The sequence below is a fragment of the Spirosoma panaciterrae DSM 21099 genome (assembly GCF_000374025.1).
GTDB lineage: Bacteria > Bacteroidota > Bacteroidia > Cytophagales > Spirosomataceae > Spirosoma > Spirosoma panaciterrae.
In genome coordinates this window covers 299,435-316,646 of record NZ_KB893195.1, presented here as the reverse complement: position 1 = coordinate 316,646, position 17,212 = coordinate 299,435, and the positions used below count along the sequence as shown (strand labels likewise).

The 17,212-nt window shown below is 50.3% G+C and carries 11 protein-coding genes; 4 read left to right on the top strand and 7 right to left on the bottom strand.

All coding sequences use genetic code 11. The features are described 5' to 3' along the window. Positions 1–31: 31 nt before the first annotated feature. The 3 genes from B153_RS0122085 to B153_RS0122075 all read right to left on the bottom strand — a co-directional run bounded on the left by B153_RS0122085 (position 32) and on the right by B153_RS0122075 (position 5,669). Entirely contained in the window at positions 32–1,483 is a 1,452-nt protein-coding gene (locus B153_RS0122085; RefSeq protein ID WP_020598926.1) for a DUF1501 domain-containing protein, read from the bottom strand. A gap of 61 nt (positions 1,484–1,544) precedes the next feature. Beyond that, positions 1,545–4,796: a DUF1553 domain-containing protein gene (locus tag B153_RS0122080; protein ID WP_020598925.1), complete on the bottom strand. Its 3,252-nt coding sequence runs from the start codon at positions 4,794–4,796 to the stop codon at positions 1,545–1,547. A 279-nt stretch (positions 4,797–5,075) separates the two neighbouring features. After that, positions 5,076–5,669 carry an RNA polymerase sigma factor gene (locus B153_RS0122075; protein ID WP_020598924.1) on the bottom strand — a complete coding sequence of 198 codons (594 nt, stop codon included), beginning with the start codon at positions 5,667–5,669 and terminating at the stop codon, positions 5,076–5,078. Between the two features lie 426 nt (positions 5,670–6,095). Here B153_RS0122075 and B153_RS0122065 point away from each other — a divergent pair, with 426 nt between their 5' ends. Further along, a complete protein-coding gene (locus tag B153_RS0122065; protein ID WP_020598922.1) occupies positions 6,096–7,118 on the top strand; it encodes a LacI family DNA-binding transcriptional regulator in 1,023 nt (340 codons plus the stop codon). 185 nt (positions 7,119–7,303) lie between these two features. Then, complete coding sequence (locus B153_RS38045; RefSeq protein ID WP_020598921.1) at positions 7,304–10,327, top strand: ATP-binding protein; 3,024 nt, start codon at positions 7,304–7,306, stop codon at positions 10,325–10,327. Here the strand turns inward: B153_RS38045 and B153_RS0122055 are convergent. Both B153_RS0122055 and B153_RS0122050 read right to left on the bottom strand, forming a co-directional pair. Next, the gene (locus tag B153_RS0122055; protein ID WP_020598920.1) at positions 10,324–11,652 is read right to left on the bottom strand and encodes a M20/M25/M40 family metallo-hydrolase; all 1,329 of its coding nucleotides are present in this window, start codon (positions 11,650–11,652) and stop codon (positions 10,324–10,326) included. The two genes, B153_RS38045 and B153_RS0122055, sit on opposite strands and share 4 nt — an antisense overlap. 117 nt (positions 11,653–11,769) lie before the next feature. Continuing rightward, positions 11,770–14,586: a M14 family metallopeptidase gene (locus B153_RS0122050; protein ID WP_020598919.1), complete on the bottom strand. Its 2,817-nt coding sequence runs from the start codon at positions 14,584–14,586 to the stop codon at positions 11,770–11,772. 362 nt (positions 14,587–14,948) lie between these two features. On the opposite strand from B153_RS0122050, the gene B153_RS38295 reads away from it, so the two are divergent. Together B153_RS38295 and B153_RS0122040 are read left to right on the top strand one after the other, a co-directional pair. After that, a complete protein-coding gene (locus B153_RS38295; protein WP_211221701.1) occupies positions 14,949–15,110 on the top strand; it encodes a hypothetical protein in 162 nt (53 codons plus the stop codon). Positions 15,111–15,125: 15 nt separating this feature from the next. Further along, positions 15,126–15,410, top strand: coding sequence for a hypothetical protein (locus B153_RS0122040; protein ID WP_020598917.1), 285 nt, complete (start codon positions 15,126–15,128; stop codon positions 15,408–15,410). A gap of 27 nt (positions 15,411–15,437) precedes the next feature. Here the strand turns inward: B153_RS0122040 and B153_RS0122035 are convergent, their stop codons facing one another. Next, entirely contained in the window at positions 15,438–16,247 is an 810-nt protein-coding gene (locus B153_RS0122035; protein ID WP_020598916.1) for a sugar isomerase domain-containing protein, read from the bottom strand. Positions 16,248–16,324: 77 nt separating this feature from the next. After that, the gene (locus B153_RS0122030) at positions 16,325–17,206 is read right to left on the bottom strand and encodes an ROK family protein (protein ID WP_020598915.1); all 882 of its coding nucleotides are present in this window, start codon (positions 17,204–17,206) and stop codon (positions 16,325–16,327) included. Positions 17,207–17,212 lie beyond the last annotated feature (6 nt).

Here is a 17,212-nt window from a genome sequence, read left to right as displayed (position 1 = left end):
TGGTCAAAATACGGGTAAGGTTACTGATTGATTAGGCTAAAATTCCTTTTACGACTTTACCTTCCACATCCGTCAGCCGGAAGCGTCGGCCCTGAAATTCATACGTTAGCTTTTCGTGGTCGATACCCATCAGATAGAGCAATGTGGCTTGAAAATCATGCACATGCACGGGGTTGTGGGCAACGTTGTAGCCGAATTCATCGGTTTCGCCATAGGTGATTCCCGGCTTTACACCACCGCCCGCCATCCAGATCGTAAAACAGCGGGGATGGTGATCGCGACCGTAATTATCTTTCGTCAGTTTCCCCTGTGAGTAGTTGGTGCGACCAAATTCACCACCCCAAATGACGATGGTATCATCGAGCAGCCCCCGTTGTTTCAAATCCTGAACCAATGCGGCTGAAGGCTGGTCGGTTGCCTGACACTGACGGCTAATGCCTTTGGGCAAGTCTCCGTGTTGATCCCAGCCCTGGTGATACAGTTGCACAAACTTGACATCGCGTTCCAGCAACCGACGGGCCATGAGGCAGTTAGCGGCAAACGTTCCCGGATTCCGGGCTTCAGGGCCGTACAGATCGAACACCCAGTCGGGCTCGTCAGACAGGTCGTTTACTTCGGGAACAGATGTTTGCATTCGGAACGCCATTTCGTACTGGGCAATGTGGTTGGCTACTTCCGGGTCGCCATACAGCTCTTCCTGAACCTGATTCAGGTCTTTGAGCGCGTCGAGCATATAGCGTCGGTCGGCGGTGGTATAACCCGACGGATTGTTCAGATACAGCACGGGGTCGGCACCGGATCGGAATTGTACGCCCTGGTGTTTGGACGGCAAAAAGCCATTTCCCCAGAGTCGGGCATACAGGGGTTGGTCCTGAGGGGCGTTTTTCGATACCAGCACGATGAACGCGGGCAGGTTTTCATTCGCTGACCCCAGTCCATAACTGATCCATGACCCGATACTGGGCCGGCCCGCCAGTTGATTGCCCGTCTGGAAGAATGTCAGTGCCGGGTCGTGGTTGATCTGCTCGGTAAACATCGACTTGACGAAACACAGGTCGTCGGCTACCCGGCTGGTGTGAGGCATCAACTCACTTATCCAGGCTCCACTTTGGCCGTGCTGGGCAAAGGCATAGGGCGAACGAACCAGCGGTAATGAAGCCTGCTGGGCGCTCATACTCGTCAGCCGCTGTCCTTTTCGGACGGATTCGGGCAGATCTTTGCCGTGCATCTTTTCCAGAAAGGGTTTGTAATCGAACAGTTCGAGCTGGGATGGGCCACCGCTTTGACACAGATACACAATTCGTTTGGCTTTGGGTGCCCGGTGCGGAACAAGCGGAGTTGCCGACGTTGGCGATGGGGTCGAAAACAGATTTCCGGGTAGTAAAGACCCTAATGCCAGCGAACCCAGGCCAACCGTAGCCTTAGTCAGAAACGACCGTCGGTTAAAAGTATCGGCCAGACTTTGTGTGATTTTGTCCTTCATGGTCCTGTCGGGGTCATTGTTTGTCATTCGTAGTCATTCATGACCATCCATGACAATGTCATTAATGTTTGGTAATAAATGCTTCTGAATTCATAACCGTACTGGCCACAACAGCTCCGGCCGCCAGAGCGGGTTTATCGATTCCGGTTGGCAGTTTATAGTCACCAGCCTGTAGCCAGCCGTTCATTTTGGCTGGATTGGTCCTGAATTTCTGGTATTCCTGTTCATACAACCGGGTCAGGATCGCCATTTCTTTCGGGATCGGTTTACGGCTCGTCAATAGCCGGAACAGATTGGTAAGCTGCTCAGAACGGGTTGGGTAACGCGCCAGTGATCGCTCGGAGATCACTTTGGCGGCTTCGACAAACTGTGGGTCGTTGAGCAACACCAGCGCTTGCAGGGGTGTACTGGTTTTCTGCCGCTGTACCACGCAATAGCTACGCGAAGGCGCATCGAAGGTGTTCATCGACGGGGGCGGATTGGTCCGACGCCAGAACGTGTATAAACTCCGTCGGTACAGATTTTCGCCTTTGTCCTGCTCATACGTCGTGTTGTTGACCGCCCATAAACCTTCGGGCTGGTAGGGTTTTACGCTGGGGCCACCAATTTTTCCGGAAAGCAGACCGCTGGCGGCTAAGGCGTTATCCCGGACCATCTCGGCTGTCAGACGCGACATGGGGCCTCGCGACAACCAGCTATTTTCCGGATCTTGATGTAGGCTTTCCTTTGTGGCGCGTGACGACTGCCGGTAGGTGGCCGACATGACAATCAGCTTTTGCATGGCCTTCATATTCCATTTGGACTCCCGGAAATGAATCGCCAGCCAGTCGAGAAGTTCGGGATGGGAGGGAAGCCCGCCCTGATTACCAAAATTGTTGGACGATTTTTGAATACCTGTCCCAAAATACGTTTGCCAATAGCGATTGACCACCACACGGGCCGTCAGGGGGTTGTCGGGGTGCAGCAACCACTGAGCCAGCCCAAGCCGATTGCGCGGAAAGCTGGCCGGAAAGGGCAGAATACTGGCCGGAACATCGGGTCGAACGCGCTCGCCGTGGGCATCGTACACCCCCCGTTTAAGGATGTAGGTCGGGCGTGGGGTCTTCATTTCCTCCATCACCATCAATTCAGGAATCGCTTCGGCCTCGCAGTTGCGATCGGTACGAAGCTGTTGAAGGGCGGCACGCTGGCGCTGATACGGAACCGATACATTCGCCAGATAGTATGTCAGCAACGCGTTGGGGTCAGCTAGCGTAGTCGATAAGGGCGCGGTGCTTCCCGACGATTGCGCCAGTAAAGTGACTTCAGGAGCCGTCAGTTCCCGGTTATAGACGACCAGCTCATCGACCAATCCGTTTTTGATACCTGTTCCCCGCATGTCGGCACCTACCTGCAAGCCCGGTTGATCTTTGCTCAGAGATCGGGAGAAAATAATGTCTTTGTACAGATTGTCCCGTTCCGTCGTCATGGCCATTTCCCGACCATCCAGGTACAGCTTTAAGCCGCTGGCTTTGCTGGAGCCGTCGTAGGTCATGGTCAGGTGAATCCATTTTTGTTTGGGAAGCGGTTGCTGACTCACCCGATTGAGGCTGTTATACGGCCAGGTATGCGCCATCCGAAGTTCGGCTTTCCCATCGCGGATGTTCAGGAAATACCCCCGGAAATTATAGAGAATATCACCCTGCCCTTTGTGCAGAATCACCCCTTTGTTTAGCCCATTCGGGATGTTGACCCAGACGCCGATGGAAAAGGGTTGCGCCCGGTGAAAGATACCAACCTGGCCTAAACTCAAAATATCATCGCCATTGGATTGGAACGCCTGCCCGAACTTCCCTTTTGTTAGTACCGGATCAACAACGGTGCCTTTATCGGCAGGGGATACCTCGCTGATAAACTGGCCATTGACTAGCTTGTCGAAGGTAAACCGAGCCTGTAACCCCTTCTTTGGGTCGAAGGTGATGGTGTTATGGGTATTGGTTTTCCACTGAGTAAAGTTCTGTTGTTCAGCGGATATGGTTTTCGCTAGTGCCTGTTCATCGGTTTTGATATGGGTGTCGATGAAGGTCAGCAGGCTATCCTGTTTTTTGTCGGAGAGGAGCATGGTCGGAACGGGCATGGCATCGTCCCAGGAGATTTGCCCGATTTCGTCCACATTGTTGAAAAAGGCGAAAAGACTGTAATAATCTTTCTGCGAAATGGGATCGAACTTATGGTCGTGGCAACGGGCACATTCTACAGTAAGACCCAGCATGGCCGTACCCAGCGTGTTGGTACGGTCGGCAACGTATTCGACCCGAAACTCTTCATTGATAATGCCTCCTTCCATGTTCTGCGAATGGTTCCGGTTGAAGGCCGTTGCCAGCCGTTGTTCGCGGGTGGCCGGGTCGCCGGTACGGCGGGGAAGTAAATCTCCGGCCAGTTGCCAGGTAAGGAATTGGCTGAATGGCTGATTTCGATTGAATGCCTGAATAACCCAGTCGCGCCAGGGCCACATGGGTCGGTAGCGGTCGACGGTGTAGCCATGTGTATCGGCATAGCGGGCCAGATCCAGCCAGTCGACGGCCATTTTCTCGCCATAGTGGGGCGATTGCAGCAACCGATCCACTACTTTTTCGTAGGCATTGGGGGAGTTGTCGGCCAGGAATGCGTCAATTTCGCTGAGGGTAGGAGGCAGTCCGGTCAGGTCGAGGCTTACCCGGCGAAGCAACGTTTCCCGATCGGCCTCGGGCGACGGTTTTAGCCCTTTTTCGTCCAGTTTGTGCAGGATGAACTGATCGATTGGGTTTTTGACCCAGCCTGTGTTGGACACGCCTGGTAGCTCCGATTGCTGAGGTTTGATGAGTGCCCAGTGGGGTTTGTATTCGGCTCCCTGTTCAATCCATTTTACGAGAATCGCTTTTTCATAATCCGACAAAACCCGGTTGGAAGCTTTGGGAGGCATCATCTCCTGCTCGTCGGTGGTGACGATTCGGTGGTAGACTTCACTATTCGCCAGATCGCCGGGAACGATGGCGTGTTTGCCTTTCGCTTTTTTTAGCGCGGCCAGGGCGCCTTCACGAGTGGCCAGTTCCAGGCCAGCTTTCTGGCTGTTCTTGTCGGGACCGTGGCAGAAAAAGCATTTGTCGGAAAGAATGGGTTTGACATGCAGGTTGTAATCGACGGTTTCGGGAAGCTTATCGGCCAACTGCAAAATAGCGACGGGCTTGTCGACATGACTACAGCTTTGCAGGAAACCGACAGCGCAAAAACCGATCAGGCTGGCCAGCAGTAAGGGGTAGGGATGGATAAACGATAAGCGCGATATTCGTTGCATAGGCTCCCGACTAAGTAGCTATCGGCAGCCAATCCGCGAAATAACGGTCAAAAGCTGCAGGTAGTTACCGACTATTATATTGACTAATCGAGAGCAAAAATAGGATTTTATTCAGCGAAGATAAATGCACAAATAAGAGGTTGTTTTACACAAATCCGACGTGGATGATTGAGCGAATGAGTTGTTGAGTGAATGAATGATTGAATGATTGAATGATTGAATGGTTGAGTGGTGCGTCTTCCTTCACTCAACCATTCAATCGCTCAATCACTCAATAATTTATGCAAACGCCTGAGTTCGTAGGGTTGATTTCATGGTTCCCAGGGCTCGGTACAGAAAATTGGCGACGGTCTGGCGCTCCACATCCATCATCTGGGCGATGGTTTCGTTCGACAGACCTTTGTAAAATTTGAGGAAGATGACCTCCTGTTGCCGCGCTGGAAGCTGGTCGATGAGCTGCCGCAGGCGGACTTCCTTTTCCGAACAGAATTCGTCAATGATCAAATCATTTTCGTGAGTCCGGCCATCGGTCAGAAAGGCGCCAGTTGCCTCCCAGTCATCGAGCAGCATTTCCCGGCCTGTTTCTTTTTTAAGGAGCCGAAACAGGTTGTTTCGCAGGGCTTTGATGAGGTAAATGGTCACGTAGGATGTGTCGACCAGGTTCGTTCGTCGATACCAAAGCTCCAGAAACAGTTCCTGAAGGCAGTCTTTGATTAATTCGCGGTCTTGGGTAAAACGAGTAGCATAGGTAAACAGTACCCGGTAACGTTTCTGGATTAATTGATTAAACGCCTGCCCATCGCCCGCTTTGAACCGTAGCCAGAGTTGAGCAAGTAGGACTTCATCAGTAGGAACCAAGGCTAACCTAGCCATAATCGTATGTCAGGAAAAGAGTATACAAGTCATACCGTGTCAAACAGGTTACGCCAGCGCAGCAACTATATGGCGAAAATACAGTTGATGTCTTTTCAGGGTAAAGTACAATTCCTGGCTTTAAGGGGCCAGATCAGTTCCAAGCCTGATAAAGGATACGTATGGCTGTTTTTCTGGGTATTATATACTAATATACTTTCTTAGTACAACTTGTCAAGGCGTTTTGGCGCCTGAAATCACTTTGTTTTATGCAATCGATTCCGCAAACGCTACCGCAAACGTTTGCATAAAATAACACTGACTTGAAATGTTTAAATTTTTTTAAACTAAATTGCACATGAGTTTTACTGGCATTTTAGTCGGTTTGAAGTATCTTGGGAAGACTTTCTTCTAAAAGTTATAATTGGTAATTGGTTTCTGGTCGGCATGAAAAACACCCCTGTCACGATAAAAGATATTGCCCGTTCGCTGAATATCTCGATTTCGACCGTTTCGCGGGCGTTGCGTGGTATGCCCGAAATCCATCCCGACACGCGAAACGCGGTCTTGAAACTGGCCGAAGAGTTGGATTATCAACCCAATCAATTAGCCAAAAATCTGGCAAAAAGCCGAACCAAAACGATTGGCGTGATTGTCCCGAACCTGAGCTATTATTACTTCTCGGCCATGCTGAACAGCATCGAAGAAGCGGCTTTGCAGGCGGGGTATAGCGTACTGGTCTGTCAGACCAACGAATCGTATCTGCGCGAAATCACCAATATTCAGAACCTGATGCGAAGTCAGGTCGAAGGGTTTATTATTTCGCTATCCCGCGATACCGACAATTATGAGCATGTAGAGCGGCTGGTTCGGAAGAACATTCCGCTGGTATTGTTTGATCGTTATGCCGAAAGTATCAATGTCTCGAAAGTGATTGTCGATAATCATGCTGCGGCCTTCAAAGCAACCGAACACCTGATCGAGAATGGGTGCCGTCGGATTGGCTTTCTGGCCGGACCTACGCAACTGGTTCTGAGTAATCAGCGGATAGCAGGTTATAAGGCTGCCCTGGAAAAGCATGATCTGCAGGTTGGCGATACGTATGTATTTCACTGCGATTACACAACCGAAAGTGCGATCATGCAAACACTGGCCATGATGAGCCTTCCTCATCCTCCCGATGGTGTAGTCATTATCAGTGACCGGATGGCTTTTTCGGCCATGTATGCCATGAACCAAAAGGGCATTCGCATTCCCGACGATGTGGCGATTGTGAGTTTCAACAACGAACCTGTATCGGCCCTGTTTTCACCGACTTTAACTAGTGTAAACCAGCCTATTCAGGAGATGGGAACCGAGACCGTGCGGCTGCTGCTCCGCGAGCTTGATGCGGTTGATGAGAATGTGCCGAAAGAAACCAAAGTTATGGAAACCCAGCTTATGGTACGGGGATCGTCGTTGCGAAAATAAGCTTTCGGTTTGAGGTTTGCCGTTCGATAGTAGCTAATGTGAACAACAAACCAGCGGTAGTTGTCCTTAAGCCTAAGGTGTTGAAATTCAGGCGGCTTCGTGGGGTACAAACGTTGGTCGAAATCCTTCGTTTTTTATAACTTACGGAGCAGTTAGCATATGTCTATTTCGGCCAATAAATTACCATGAACCGGGAAGAACGTTTGAATGAAATCCACCAGCGATTTCTCGCCATGGGGCTGGGTGTGGAGTCTCCCGAATTGATCGATGAAGTCGCCGTACCCGACATCATGGGCTACGGGACTACAATTGATGAAAAGATAACCTCCCTCAATGGATTACGTGAACTCATTGCCCGGCAACAGGAACAGTCCGCTGGTATGCAGTTGTCGTACTCTTATATACCTGTGTTACGTCGGGTTTTTGCCGATGGCAAGGCGGCTGCTTATGCAGATGATTTACAGTTGACGCTGACCGTTGGCGATATGGTGGTGCCCTTATTGTTGCGGTTTACGATTACCTACGCATGGAGTGCCGGGCAATGGAAAGCAATACACTGGCACGCTTCAAAGCCCGAAAACGTGCAAAGTGATGTCGATACGTTTGGCATTGAGGAATGGAAGCAAAAAGCCAACGAGCTGGAAAAACTGGTGGTCGAACGAACTGCCGATCTGGTTGCTAAAAATCGGGAGCTGGAAATTGAGGCCGCTCTGGAGCGGGTCAGAACCGTGGCTATGGCGATCAGTAAGGCTGAGGATATGCTGACAGTATGCCGGACCATTTCGGCGCAATTAGCCTTACTGAACCTACAGGATATTCGGAATGTGCAGACAGCGATCATCTATGAAAATAAAGGAACGTATGTAAACTACGAATTTTATACGAAGCATGACAAGACGTTAATTACCGAAGTCGATTACCGACTCCATCCCATGACAAAGGCATTTGTGACGCAGATGCTGGGTGGTCCGGAGGAGTTTTTTTTTCGCAGCCTGACAGGAAATGAACTGAAAGACTGGTTTGAGCATCAGAAAACAACGAACCAGTTTGTCGACACCTACCTTGCCGAAGCCTCTTCATTAAACTACTACTGGTATTCCTTGGGGCCGGTTGCACTGGGTATTTCGACGTATAACCCGCTGAGTGAGCAGGAAATTGGTTTGATAAAACGGTTCAGGAATGTATTTCAATTGACGTATCGGCGGTATCTGGATATTGCCTTAGCCGAAGCGCAGGCCAGAGAGGCAACGATTGAAGCGGCATTGGAGCGTGTACGGGCCCGAACGATGGCTATGCACAGTAGTGATGAATTTGGAGGAGTGGCCGTGCTCTTGTTTGAGCAAATAAAACAGTTAGGCGTGCTGACCTATGCGAGTGGCTTTAATATATGGGATAAAGACCATCAGCATGTGGTCTCATTCATGTGTAACCCAACTGGGGAAATTAACCCTCCTTTTGAAAAGCCTATCCATACGTACGAACAGCACCAACGTATTTATGAAGCCTGGGCATCCAAAAAATCTTTTCTCGAAGATGACCTGACAGGCGAAGCACTTAAGAAACATTATCAATTTTTATGGTCGTTTCCCCTCCTGGACGAAGCCTTTCGGAAATCAGAAGCAGCCGGCATCAAAACGCCGGAACGACAGGTACACAACATAGCTTTTTTTTCAAGCGGGTATTTGCTGTTCATCACGGAGGAGCCTTGCCCTGCTTTTCATCCCATTTTTGAACGATTCGCTAACGTTTTCGACCTTACGTATACACGTTTCAATGATTTGAAACAAGCCGAAGCCCAAGCGCGGGAAGCGCAGATTGAAGCGGCTTTGGAGCGGGTACGAAGTCGCACGCTGGCCATGCAAAAAAGTACGGAGCTGGCCGAAACGGCTGCCGTACTTTTTAAGCAATTGATCGACCTAGGCATTGCTCCTAACCGGCTGTTTATAGGCATTATAAACGGCGAAAGTGGCGATATGGAAGCCTGGGCAACCAACGAAGATGGCAGCAAAGTGGAGACATCGTTTGTGCTGAAGGTGTCGAGAAACAGCTCCGTACAGAAAATGTATGCAGGTTGGCAGCAACAGAAAAAATCCATAATCATCGACATGCAGGGGAAAGAACTGGAGGACTACCTGCATTACCTGGGTGAGGTGCTTCGGGTGCCGTTTAAAGGGGGATTGCAACAGAAACGCCGGGTACAATACATTGCCTATTTTGGCCAGGGGTTAATTGGTATAGCAGCTCCGGACGAACAACCGGCATCGACTTTGGCGTTGCTCGAACGGTTTGCTGCCGTTTTTAATCTTACCTATACGCGCTTCAATGACCTGCAACTAGCAGAAGCCCATGCTGTTCAGGCGGAGCTTGACCTGATTGCTTTGAAAACAGCCAAAAAACGAGCGGAAGACGCGCTGACCGAATTGAAATCTACACAAAAACAACTTATCCAGGCTGAAAAAATGGCCAGTTTGGGGGAGTTGACAGCTGGTATTGCCCACGAAATTCAGAATCCGCTCAACTTCGTCAATAACTTCTCGGAGGTAAGCATAGAAATGTTGGATGAACTCAACCAGGAAATGGCTATGGGCAATTATGAGGAAGTAAAAGCCATTGTGGAGGATATTAAGCAAAACCTGGGCAAAATAAACCACCATGGCAAACGGGCTGATTCCATTGTGAAAGGTATGTTGCAGCACAGTCGGATCAGTAGTGGTCGTAAGGAACCCACTGACATCAATGTCCTGATCAACGAATACATCCGACTCAGTTATCATGGCTTACGTGCCAAAGACCAATCGTTCAACGTTACGATCCAGACCGATTTTGATTCGAACATTAGAAAGATCAATCTGATTTCTCAGGATATCGGCCGAGTGGTATTGAATGTCCTGAATAACGCGTTTTATGCCGTTCAGCAGAAACAAAAACAGACCGTCGGAATGGATTATGAACCGACAGTCTGTATCAAGACGCAGAAGATGGATAACGCATCGATTATTCGAGTGACTGACAATGGGACGGGTATCCCAGAAGCCATACGCACAAAAGTCTTTCAACCGTTTTTTACCACCAAACCCACAGGGCAGGGAACTGGGTTGGGGCTGTCATTGAGCTATGATATTGTGACGAAGGGGCATGGCGGGATACTGGAAGTAGACTCTAAAGAGGGAGAAGGCTCAGTATTTACCATTACATTACCGTATACCTAATTCGCTATACCCGCTTCGGCCAGCAAAACCAGTAAGATTCGTTGCAGACCTAATACGCCCTTATCGTTCAACCACCACTCGTTCAGCGAGTGTGCTCCATTACCTGTACCCCCACTGCCGATCGTAATGGCTGGAATTCCTTTCGAAAATGGGCCGTTGGCGTTGGTCGAACTGGCACTTAGCCTGGGCTCGCCCTGAAGGTATTTTGACGCAGCCATAGCCCGTTGTACGATGGGCATGGTTGGTTCGGTACGACCCGATGGACGGTCGCCAACCAGCTTAACATCGACCGTGAGATCAGGCCCCCGGCGTTTCATGGCATTTTCTTCTTTGAGGGCTCGTTGAACAGCGTCCTGGAGCAGTGCATCGATACCTTTCAGTTTCTCCGGGCTTTCAGAACGCATATCGACTTCCATCCATGATTCATACGGAATGGCATTCACCGAAGTTCCTCCGCCAATGACGCTTACGCTGTAGGTCGTTTTTACCCCTTCTTTGGTGAACTTGTCGGCTTCGGTGGTGAAGTGGTAAATGGCTTTGCCCAAGGCACCGTGTGGATTAACAATTCCGAAAGCACCGTATGAATGGCCGCCTGGTCCTTTGAAGGTGATCCGGTAGCGGTGTGAGCCTAACCCCCGGTGGGTGATGTTTGTGTAGCCGTCACCATCAACGGCAATATAGGCGTCGATTTTTGGACCGCCAGGTCGGAGCAGGTGCTTTACGCCCCGCAGATCGCCCAGACCTTCTTCGCCAACGGCTCCGACAAACAGAATATTGGCATCTGTCTGGATATTCGTCTGTTTGAGGGCTTTTAAAACAGTTATGACGGCGGTGAGGCCCCGCGTATCATCGCCTACACCGGGTGCGTAGAGTGTATCGCCTTTTTGTTTCACCTTCACATCCGTTCCAGCCGGAAAAACGGTGTCCAGATGGGCTTCTACGACGACCGTTTTCTTGCCTGACCGCCCTTTGCGGGTGGCCAGCACATTGCCGACCTCATCGATCCATACCGAATCGGCCCCCGCTTCTTTCATCAGAGCGGCAAAGGCTTTCGCTCGTTCCGTTTCCTTGAAAGGGGGCGATGGAATTTCGGTCAGGGTAACCAGCGTTTTTTTGGTTTGCGGTTCCCACTCGGTGAACAGTTTGAATGCTGATTGGACGGCCGATTTCTTTGCGAGGGTACTGACTTCGGTTTCGTACTTCTTATCGATGGGTACCACCTTCTTCGATTCTTCATCATCCGCTTCTTCCTGAGCAAAGAGATAATGGGTGGTGCCACCCATCAACAGGGTGGAAATGAAAGCAACTTTTATCAATCGATTCATAGATAAGGTATTAAATAGAACACGGATGGTTATGATTATTATGATTTGCATAGATTACACTAAATCATAACGATCATAACCATCCGCGTTCTATTGACTGACTAGAACAGTTTGAGGTTAATGTTCACTGACGACATCGCTGCTCTGTGAGCCGCTTTTGCCAGAGCCGTACAGTTGGTTGAACAGTAGTTTGAAGGTGCCATGCGACTGTGCCCGGAAGGTAATTTCAGGACCGAACGCGTAGAGTTTACCAGCACCCACAGGAGCCATGAAAGCGGCTACCCCGTCCTGCAGATACGCCTGACCCCACGCCCAGCCACTGCGTAAAGGCTTGTTGGTAGCAAACCAGGCCAGAGGGGTTACCGTCCCTTTGGCAATGGCTTCAGGAGCCAGCTTGAAAACAGGACTGGCATCGAAATACACATCGGTCAGCGTCGATAAGCCATAGGTCGCCTGCTGGGTAGAATCGACCGTTACTTGCAGCACACTACCGGGAATGTAGTATTTTTCACCGGGAAGGGGCCGTTCCTGACCTGAGGTTGTCATTTCCGTCAGGGCGTTTTTGACGGGGAGGCCGAGGTGATAAGCCAGATTGGTACTTGATCCGATAGTAACGATGTTGCCGCCTGCTTCCAGAAACGCTTTGAGCTGAGGGATGGATTTAGTCGCCGTAATTTTACCCAGCCACGGACGATATTCAGCCGGGGTATTCTCTTCTTTCGGCTCACGCTCGAACCCACTGAATGGGTCATTTTCGCCACCACGAAGGGCTGGAATTGCCCGCGTTACGAAAACGATCACATCAAATTTCTTGCGTAGATCGCCCGCATCAATGTCCTGCGGGTAGATCACTTTCATTGGGAAGTGGTACTGTTCCATCATCCAGCGAATCCAGCCCGAGGGCATCGAGCCACCATATGTATCCCAGAGCGCAATCCGCATAGGCGACACTTTGATCATCGAAGCCGTTGGTTTTTTGCTCACACCCGTTACGTCGAGGCTCAGTTCTTTAGCCGATTTGTCGATGATCGATTTCGCCTTTGCCGATGCAGGAACGAAGAACGTACCAGCCTCTACGGTAGGTTTGCCACCTGTACCATTGGGCAGGCGATACACATCGATACCCGACGCCAATAGGTCGTTGACCGCAATGAACGAATTGTTCGTTTTGGCACTCAGCAAATAACCTGCACTGCCTCCTCCGGCAACGTGGCCTTCGGGCGACTGCAATTCACCATAAGGCAGTTTTTTGAAAGGACCATCGAAACTATCCAGAATCCGGTCGAACTTTACGTTCATCAGGTAAGCGGGTGTCCAGCCAGCGGCATCGTAAGGGCGAACCGGAGGGCCACCAGGATACTGGAAATCGTTGGGGTGATCCTGGGGTTCAAACATATCCAGCAGGTGTGGACGGAACGACTGATCGGCCTTCACTACATACGAACCGGCAGGGTATTTCTTACCGGCCACTGTAAAGTCGGCCGTAGCCTGCTGAATCTGAATGCCCGTCCGAATCAGGGCGTTGACGAACTTAACAGCGGTTGAAAAATCAGGCTGGTTGGCCGGAATGATAAACCCACGCGGATCACGGAGCGTCTGGTTGGTCATGATGGTATCGTAGTACTTCATCGGCATACCCCCTCCGCGTGGCATCAAACCATATTGATTCGCCGATGTCGTGGCTGGCTTTTTGGGGTCAGCCTGAAAAGCGGCATTGATGGCGTCGATCTTCTTGGGCGATAAACTCCAGGTATCCTGATTCCCCCGCTCGATGGAGTTTTTGCCCATCCGGTAGATGTTGAACAGCAACTCATCGCGGTGGCGGGTAGCGTAATCCAGTACGGCATAGTTCAGCGATACCGAGTAATCGATGGATTGTTTGAAATGCCATTTCTGTGGCCGAACGGGCAGGGGGGTGTTGCCATTTGGAATCAGTCGGCTCGGTACGAGGGGCACATCTTCGGGTGTTGGGCCACCGATGATTTCGGTCAGCAGGCCAATCATGTTGTGGAAGTGGGTCGTTGTCCGCAAACCGCCATTATACCAGGTCGAGAAAACCGAACCGCCCAGGCGCGTATACCCTGGTTTGTTTTCCGTATTGAGTCGGTTGATCATCGCAGCGCCCAGGGCATCGATACCCGTCACCATCAATGGATCGAACACGTAGTTGAATGGATCACGGTAGGGTGGGCCTGCCAGTACCGATCCGGCCGGACCGCGCTGGTGGTGATTGTACATGATCTGAGGAAGCCACTCAATAAATAGCTGACGGCCAATATTTTGGGTTTCTTTCAGGTTGAGCATGAAGAAATCCCGGTTGTTGTCGTGACCGGCGTATTTTTCGTACAGGCGGGGCAGGTTTTCCAGCGACCGTTTTTCGGGTTTGGGATCACGCATGTACCAGTTCGTCACCAGTTCCTGCCCGTCGGGATTGGCGTGGGTGAGCAGGATAATGCAATTGTCCAGAATCCGCAGTGTTTCGGGGTCTTTGCGGCTCACCAGTTGCCAGATGGTTTCGATCAACTGGTGTGTACCGACTACCTCCGTAGCGTGCAGACCCCCATCGATCCAGACAACGGCTTTGCCCTCATTGGCTAAGGCACGGGCTTGCTCATCGGAAATGCCCTCGGCACGAGCCATTTTCGTCGAAATCTCCTTGTAGCGATCCAGCTTTTTAAGGTTTTCGGGCGACGAAACGATGAGCATAAACTGATGACGGCCTTCTTCGGTGAGGCCAATGTCGACCAACTTTGTCCGATCCGAACCAGCCGCCAGTTTTTTTACATAGGCTTCGGTTTGGGTATAGGTAGCCAGTTGGTAATCGTCGCCGATGTTAAAGCCAAAATGCTCTTTGGGCGAAGGGAGGGCTTGGGCTAAGGCTGTGCGTAAACCAGCGGTTAGCAGTACAAGTACTAAGTAAAAAGAAGAACGCATTTGTTGAGGAATTGATTGGGTTATGTATACGTAGTTTAGAAGTTGCCAGGTAGCAGGTAATACAATCCGTGGAGTGGTGATGAGAAATAGAAAAAATCTGAGTTCAATTTAACTTATAGTATTTTATGGAATACTGTCAGGGGCAAATAATATTTCTAATAATCCATTAATTGAAATATATTCTTCCTTTGGTTCTATTCTATGGGACATATGATCGCCACTCTTTTGTGTGTTGTCGGTAAAAATTAATTGACAGTATAGGAAGAATGGCTTAGATAAAATCAGTAAGCTATTCTTGTTTTGTAATATAACAATATATATATTTAAGTTTTATTTGTGAACTTGTACGCCCGCTGACTGTTGTGAAAGAGCAGTTAATTTTTAATATTCGAATGCAACTAGCAGCTTTAAGGCAATTGCTTCGAGATAGATCATCCGAAATGACAGAAGAAGAAAAAAATCTAATTCTTGATCAAATCATTAAACTTACCAGTCTGCTTACTGAACTTGAGAAAAAGACCTAAATTCCTCTTGAACGAATGGAAACTCAAATCAAAACTGTATCCGAAGAAATTAATCAACTGTTAGCCAAAGGTAACGAATTAATTGCCCAGGCAGAACGATTGATTATTCAGAAAAATGGCCAAACGTATTCACTTGATGAATGGATTACACCCACTGAATACGTAAAGCGATTTAACCTGAAAACGACTATGGTGATCAGCAATTGGATTCGAAGAGGAGTTATTCCGCAAGAGAATATACTATCTATTCCTGAGTTGAATAACCTTCGGTTAATTAAGGCTGTACCTTATCAGGAGTAATCTTGCCTTTCACTAAAATGAGATCACTTACCAATCTGTTCGTTCACTAACGTACGATGGAAAACCCACGTGTTCATAGAGTTTAGCCAGTCGGTGCGCGTGCTCGTCATAGGCGCTTTCGAATAGGGTTACGGCTCGGTCGGTTCCGACGACATTGGCGGCCGATAAGACCCTGGGTGGATGACCTGCCTGCGTGAGCAATCCGGCTACCTCGGCTTTTATGCAGTTGACAATCACGGCTCCCCCCACAGTCGAGCCGGGCGAAACGGGCGTATCGAGGTCGGGAACGTCAATCATGGCATCGCCTACAGGAGCGCCGGTATCCAGCACCAGATCCGCAAAGTCGGTCAGTTTTTTGCCATCCTGTCGTTTGCTGGTACTTTTTTCAGCATGTTGTCGGGTAATCAGTGCTACGACCTTTACACCCCGTTGCTGAAAGATTTCGGCCATCTCGATAGGCACCACATTGCAACCGCTTGACGAGATAACCAGGGCCGAATCCTGTTCGGATAGATCATAGTTGCGAAGAATACGGTCGGCCAGGCCCGGTACATTTTCGAGAAACATGGCCTGCCGTTGCCCGTTGGCCCCCACAACCAGGTTATGAAACGAAAGTGATAGTTCGACGATTGGGTTGAAGCCCGGAAATGATCCGTATCGGGGCCACATCTCTTCGACCATAATACGACTATGCCCACTGCCAAACAGATGCACCATCCGGCCCGCCAGAATCGTTTGGCTAAACCACTGTGCCGCCTGCTGAATGGCTTCGGTCTGTTGTTCGGCAACATCCAGAATAGCTCTGGCTTTTTGAATGTATTGGGAGGTGAGAGACATAAGGGGTAAGGGGTAAGGGCATGGGGTGGAGGGAAGAGGAGAATAGAAACCCTATGCCCCATCCCCTCTGCTCCATGCTAATTAAAGCAAGCCGCAGCGCCGATGGCTCCGGCCCAATCTTCGAAATGAGCTTTGCAAATAGTGGTTTTCTTCCCGGCGGGTCGCCATTCGAATAGCTCCATAAACGTTTCCAACGGAGTGAATAAAGCCTCATTGGCCTGGGTGATTCCCCCGCCTAAAATGACTACTTCGGGCGAAAACAGATTAGCGATGGAGGCAAGAGCGACCGCTAGCCGACGGACCGAGGTGAGCCAGACGAGCGTTGCCAGCGGTTCACGGGCAGCGTACCCCGCTACCAGTTCATGCGTCGTCTGATAGCGACCATACGAACGACGGCTGACGGTTGCGTTGCCAATCGCTTCTTCCAGACTACCAGGTAGCTGAGTGACATCCAGAGCGTCGCTGTCGGCATCTACGGTTATGTGGCCAATGTGCCCGGCCATCTGATAAAAGCCCTGATACAACTGCCCGCCAACCAGAAGGCCACCGCCCACACCCGTACCGAGGGTAATGAGCGCGGCATTGGTGATGTTTCGGGCGGCCCCAAAACGCGCTTCGGCCATTATGGCGGCATGAGCATCATTGAGTACCCGCACCCGTTCGTGGAGAAAACTTCCCCAGTTGAAACCTTCCAGACCCGGCAATCGGCCAGGCATACACGCAATGGCCGAATTATCGACGGTGGGTAAGCCGGGTGCTGCCAGCCCAACTCCCTGAACTGGGTGGGGCGTTGCCGCTTTTAATTCCTGCACAATCTGCTGAACAACGGCCTTCCAACTCCCTGTTTCACTATCATTGGTGGGTACAATGCGTCGCTCCAGCACCTCGCCCGTATGCCTATCCATCAGCACACCTTTGATGCGCGTACCGCCCAGATCAATACCAATCGATTGGTTCATAGACAC

Excerpts from the sequence above, each read along its gene's own strand:
- B153_RS0122040 (WP_020598917.1), top strand. The coding sequence starts at position 15,126 with ATGGAAACTCAAATCAAAACTGTATCCGAAGAAATTAATCAACTGTTA.
- B153_RS0122080 (WP_020598925.1), bottom strand. The coding sequence starts at position 4,796 with ATGCAACGAATATCGCGCTTATCGTTTATCCATCCCTACCCCTTACTG.
- B153_RS0122030 (WP_020598915.1), bottom strand. The coding sequence starts at position 17,206 with ATGAACCAATCGATTGGTATTGATCTGGGCGGTACGCGCATCAAAGGT.
- B153_RS0122035 (WP_020598916.1), bottom strand. The coding sequence starts at position 16,247 with ATGTCTCTCACCTCCCAATACATTCAAAAAGCCAGAGCTATTCTGGAT.
- B153_RS0122050 (WP_020598919.1), bottom strand. The coding sequence starts at position 14,586 with ATGCGTTCTTCTTTTTACTTAGTACTTGTACTGCTAACCGCTGGTTTA.
- B153_RS0122085 (WP_020598926.1), bottom strand. The coding sequence starts at position 1,483 with ATGAAGGACAAAATCACACAAAGTCTGGCCGATACTTTTAACCGACGG.
- B153_RS0122075 (WP_020598924.1), bottom strand. The coding sequence starts at position 5,669 with ATGGCTAGGTTAGCCTTGGTTCCTACTGATGAAGTCCTACTTGCTCAA.
- B153_RS0122065 (WP_020598922.1), top strand. The coding sequence starts at position 6,096 with ATGAAAAACACCCCTGTCACGATAAAAGATATTGCCCGTTCGCTGAAT.
- B153_RS38045 (WP_020598921.1), top strand. The coding sequence starts at position 7,304 with ATGAACCGGGAAGAACGTTTGAATGAAATCCACCAGCGATTTCTCGCC.
- B153_RS0122055 (WP_020598920.1), bottom strand. The coding sequence starts at position 11,652 with ATGAATCGATTGATAAAAGTTGCTTTCATTTCCACCCTGTTGATGGGT.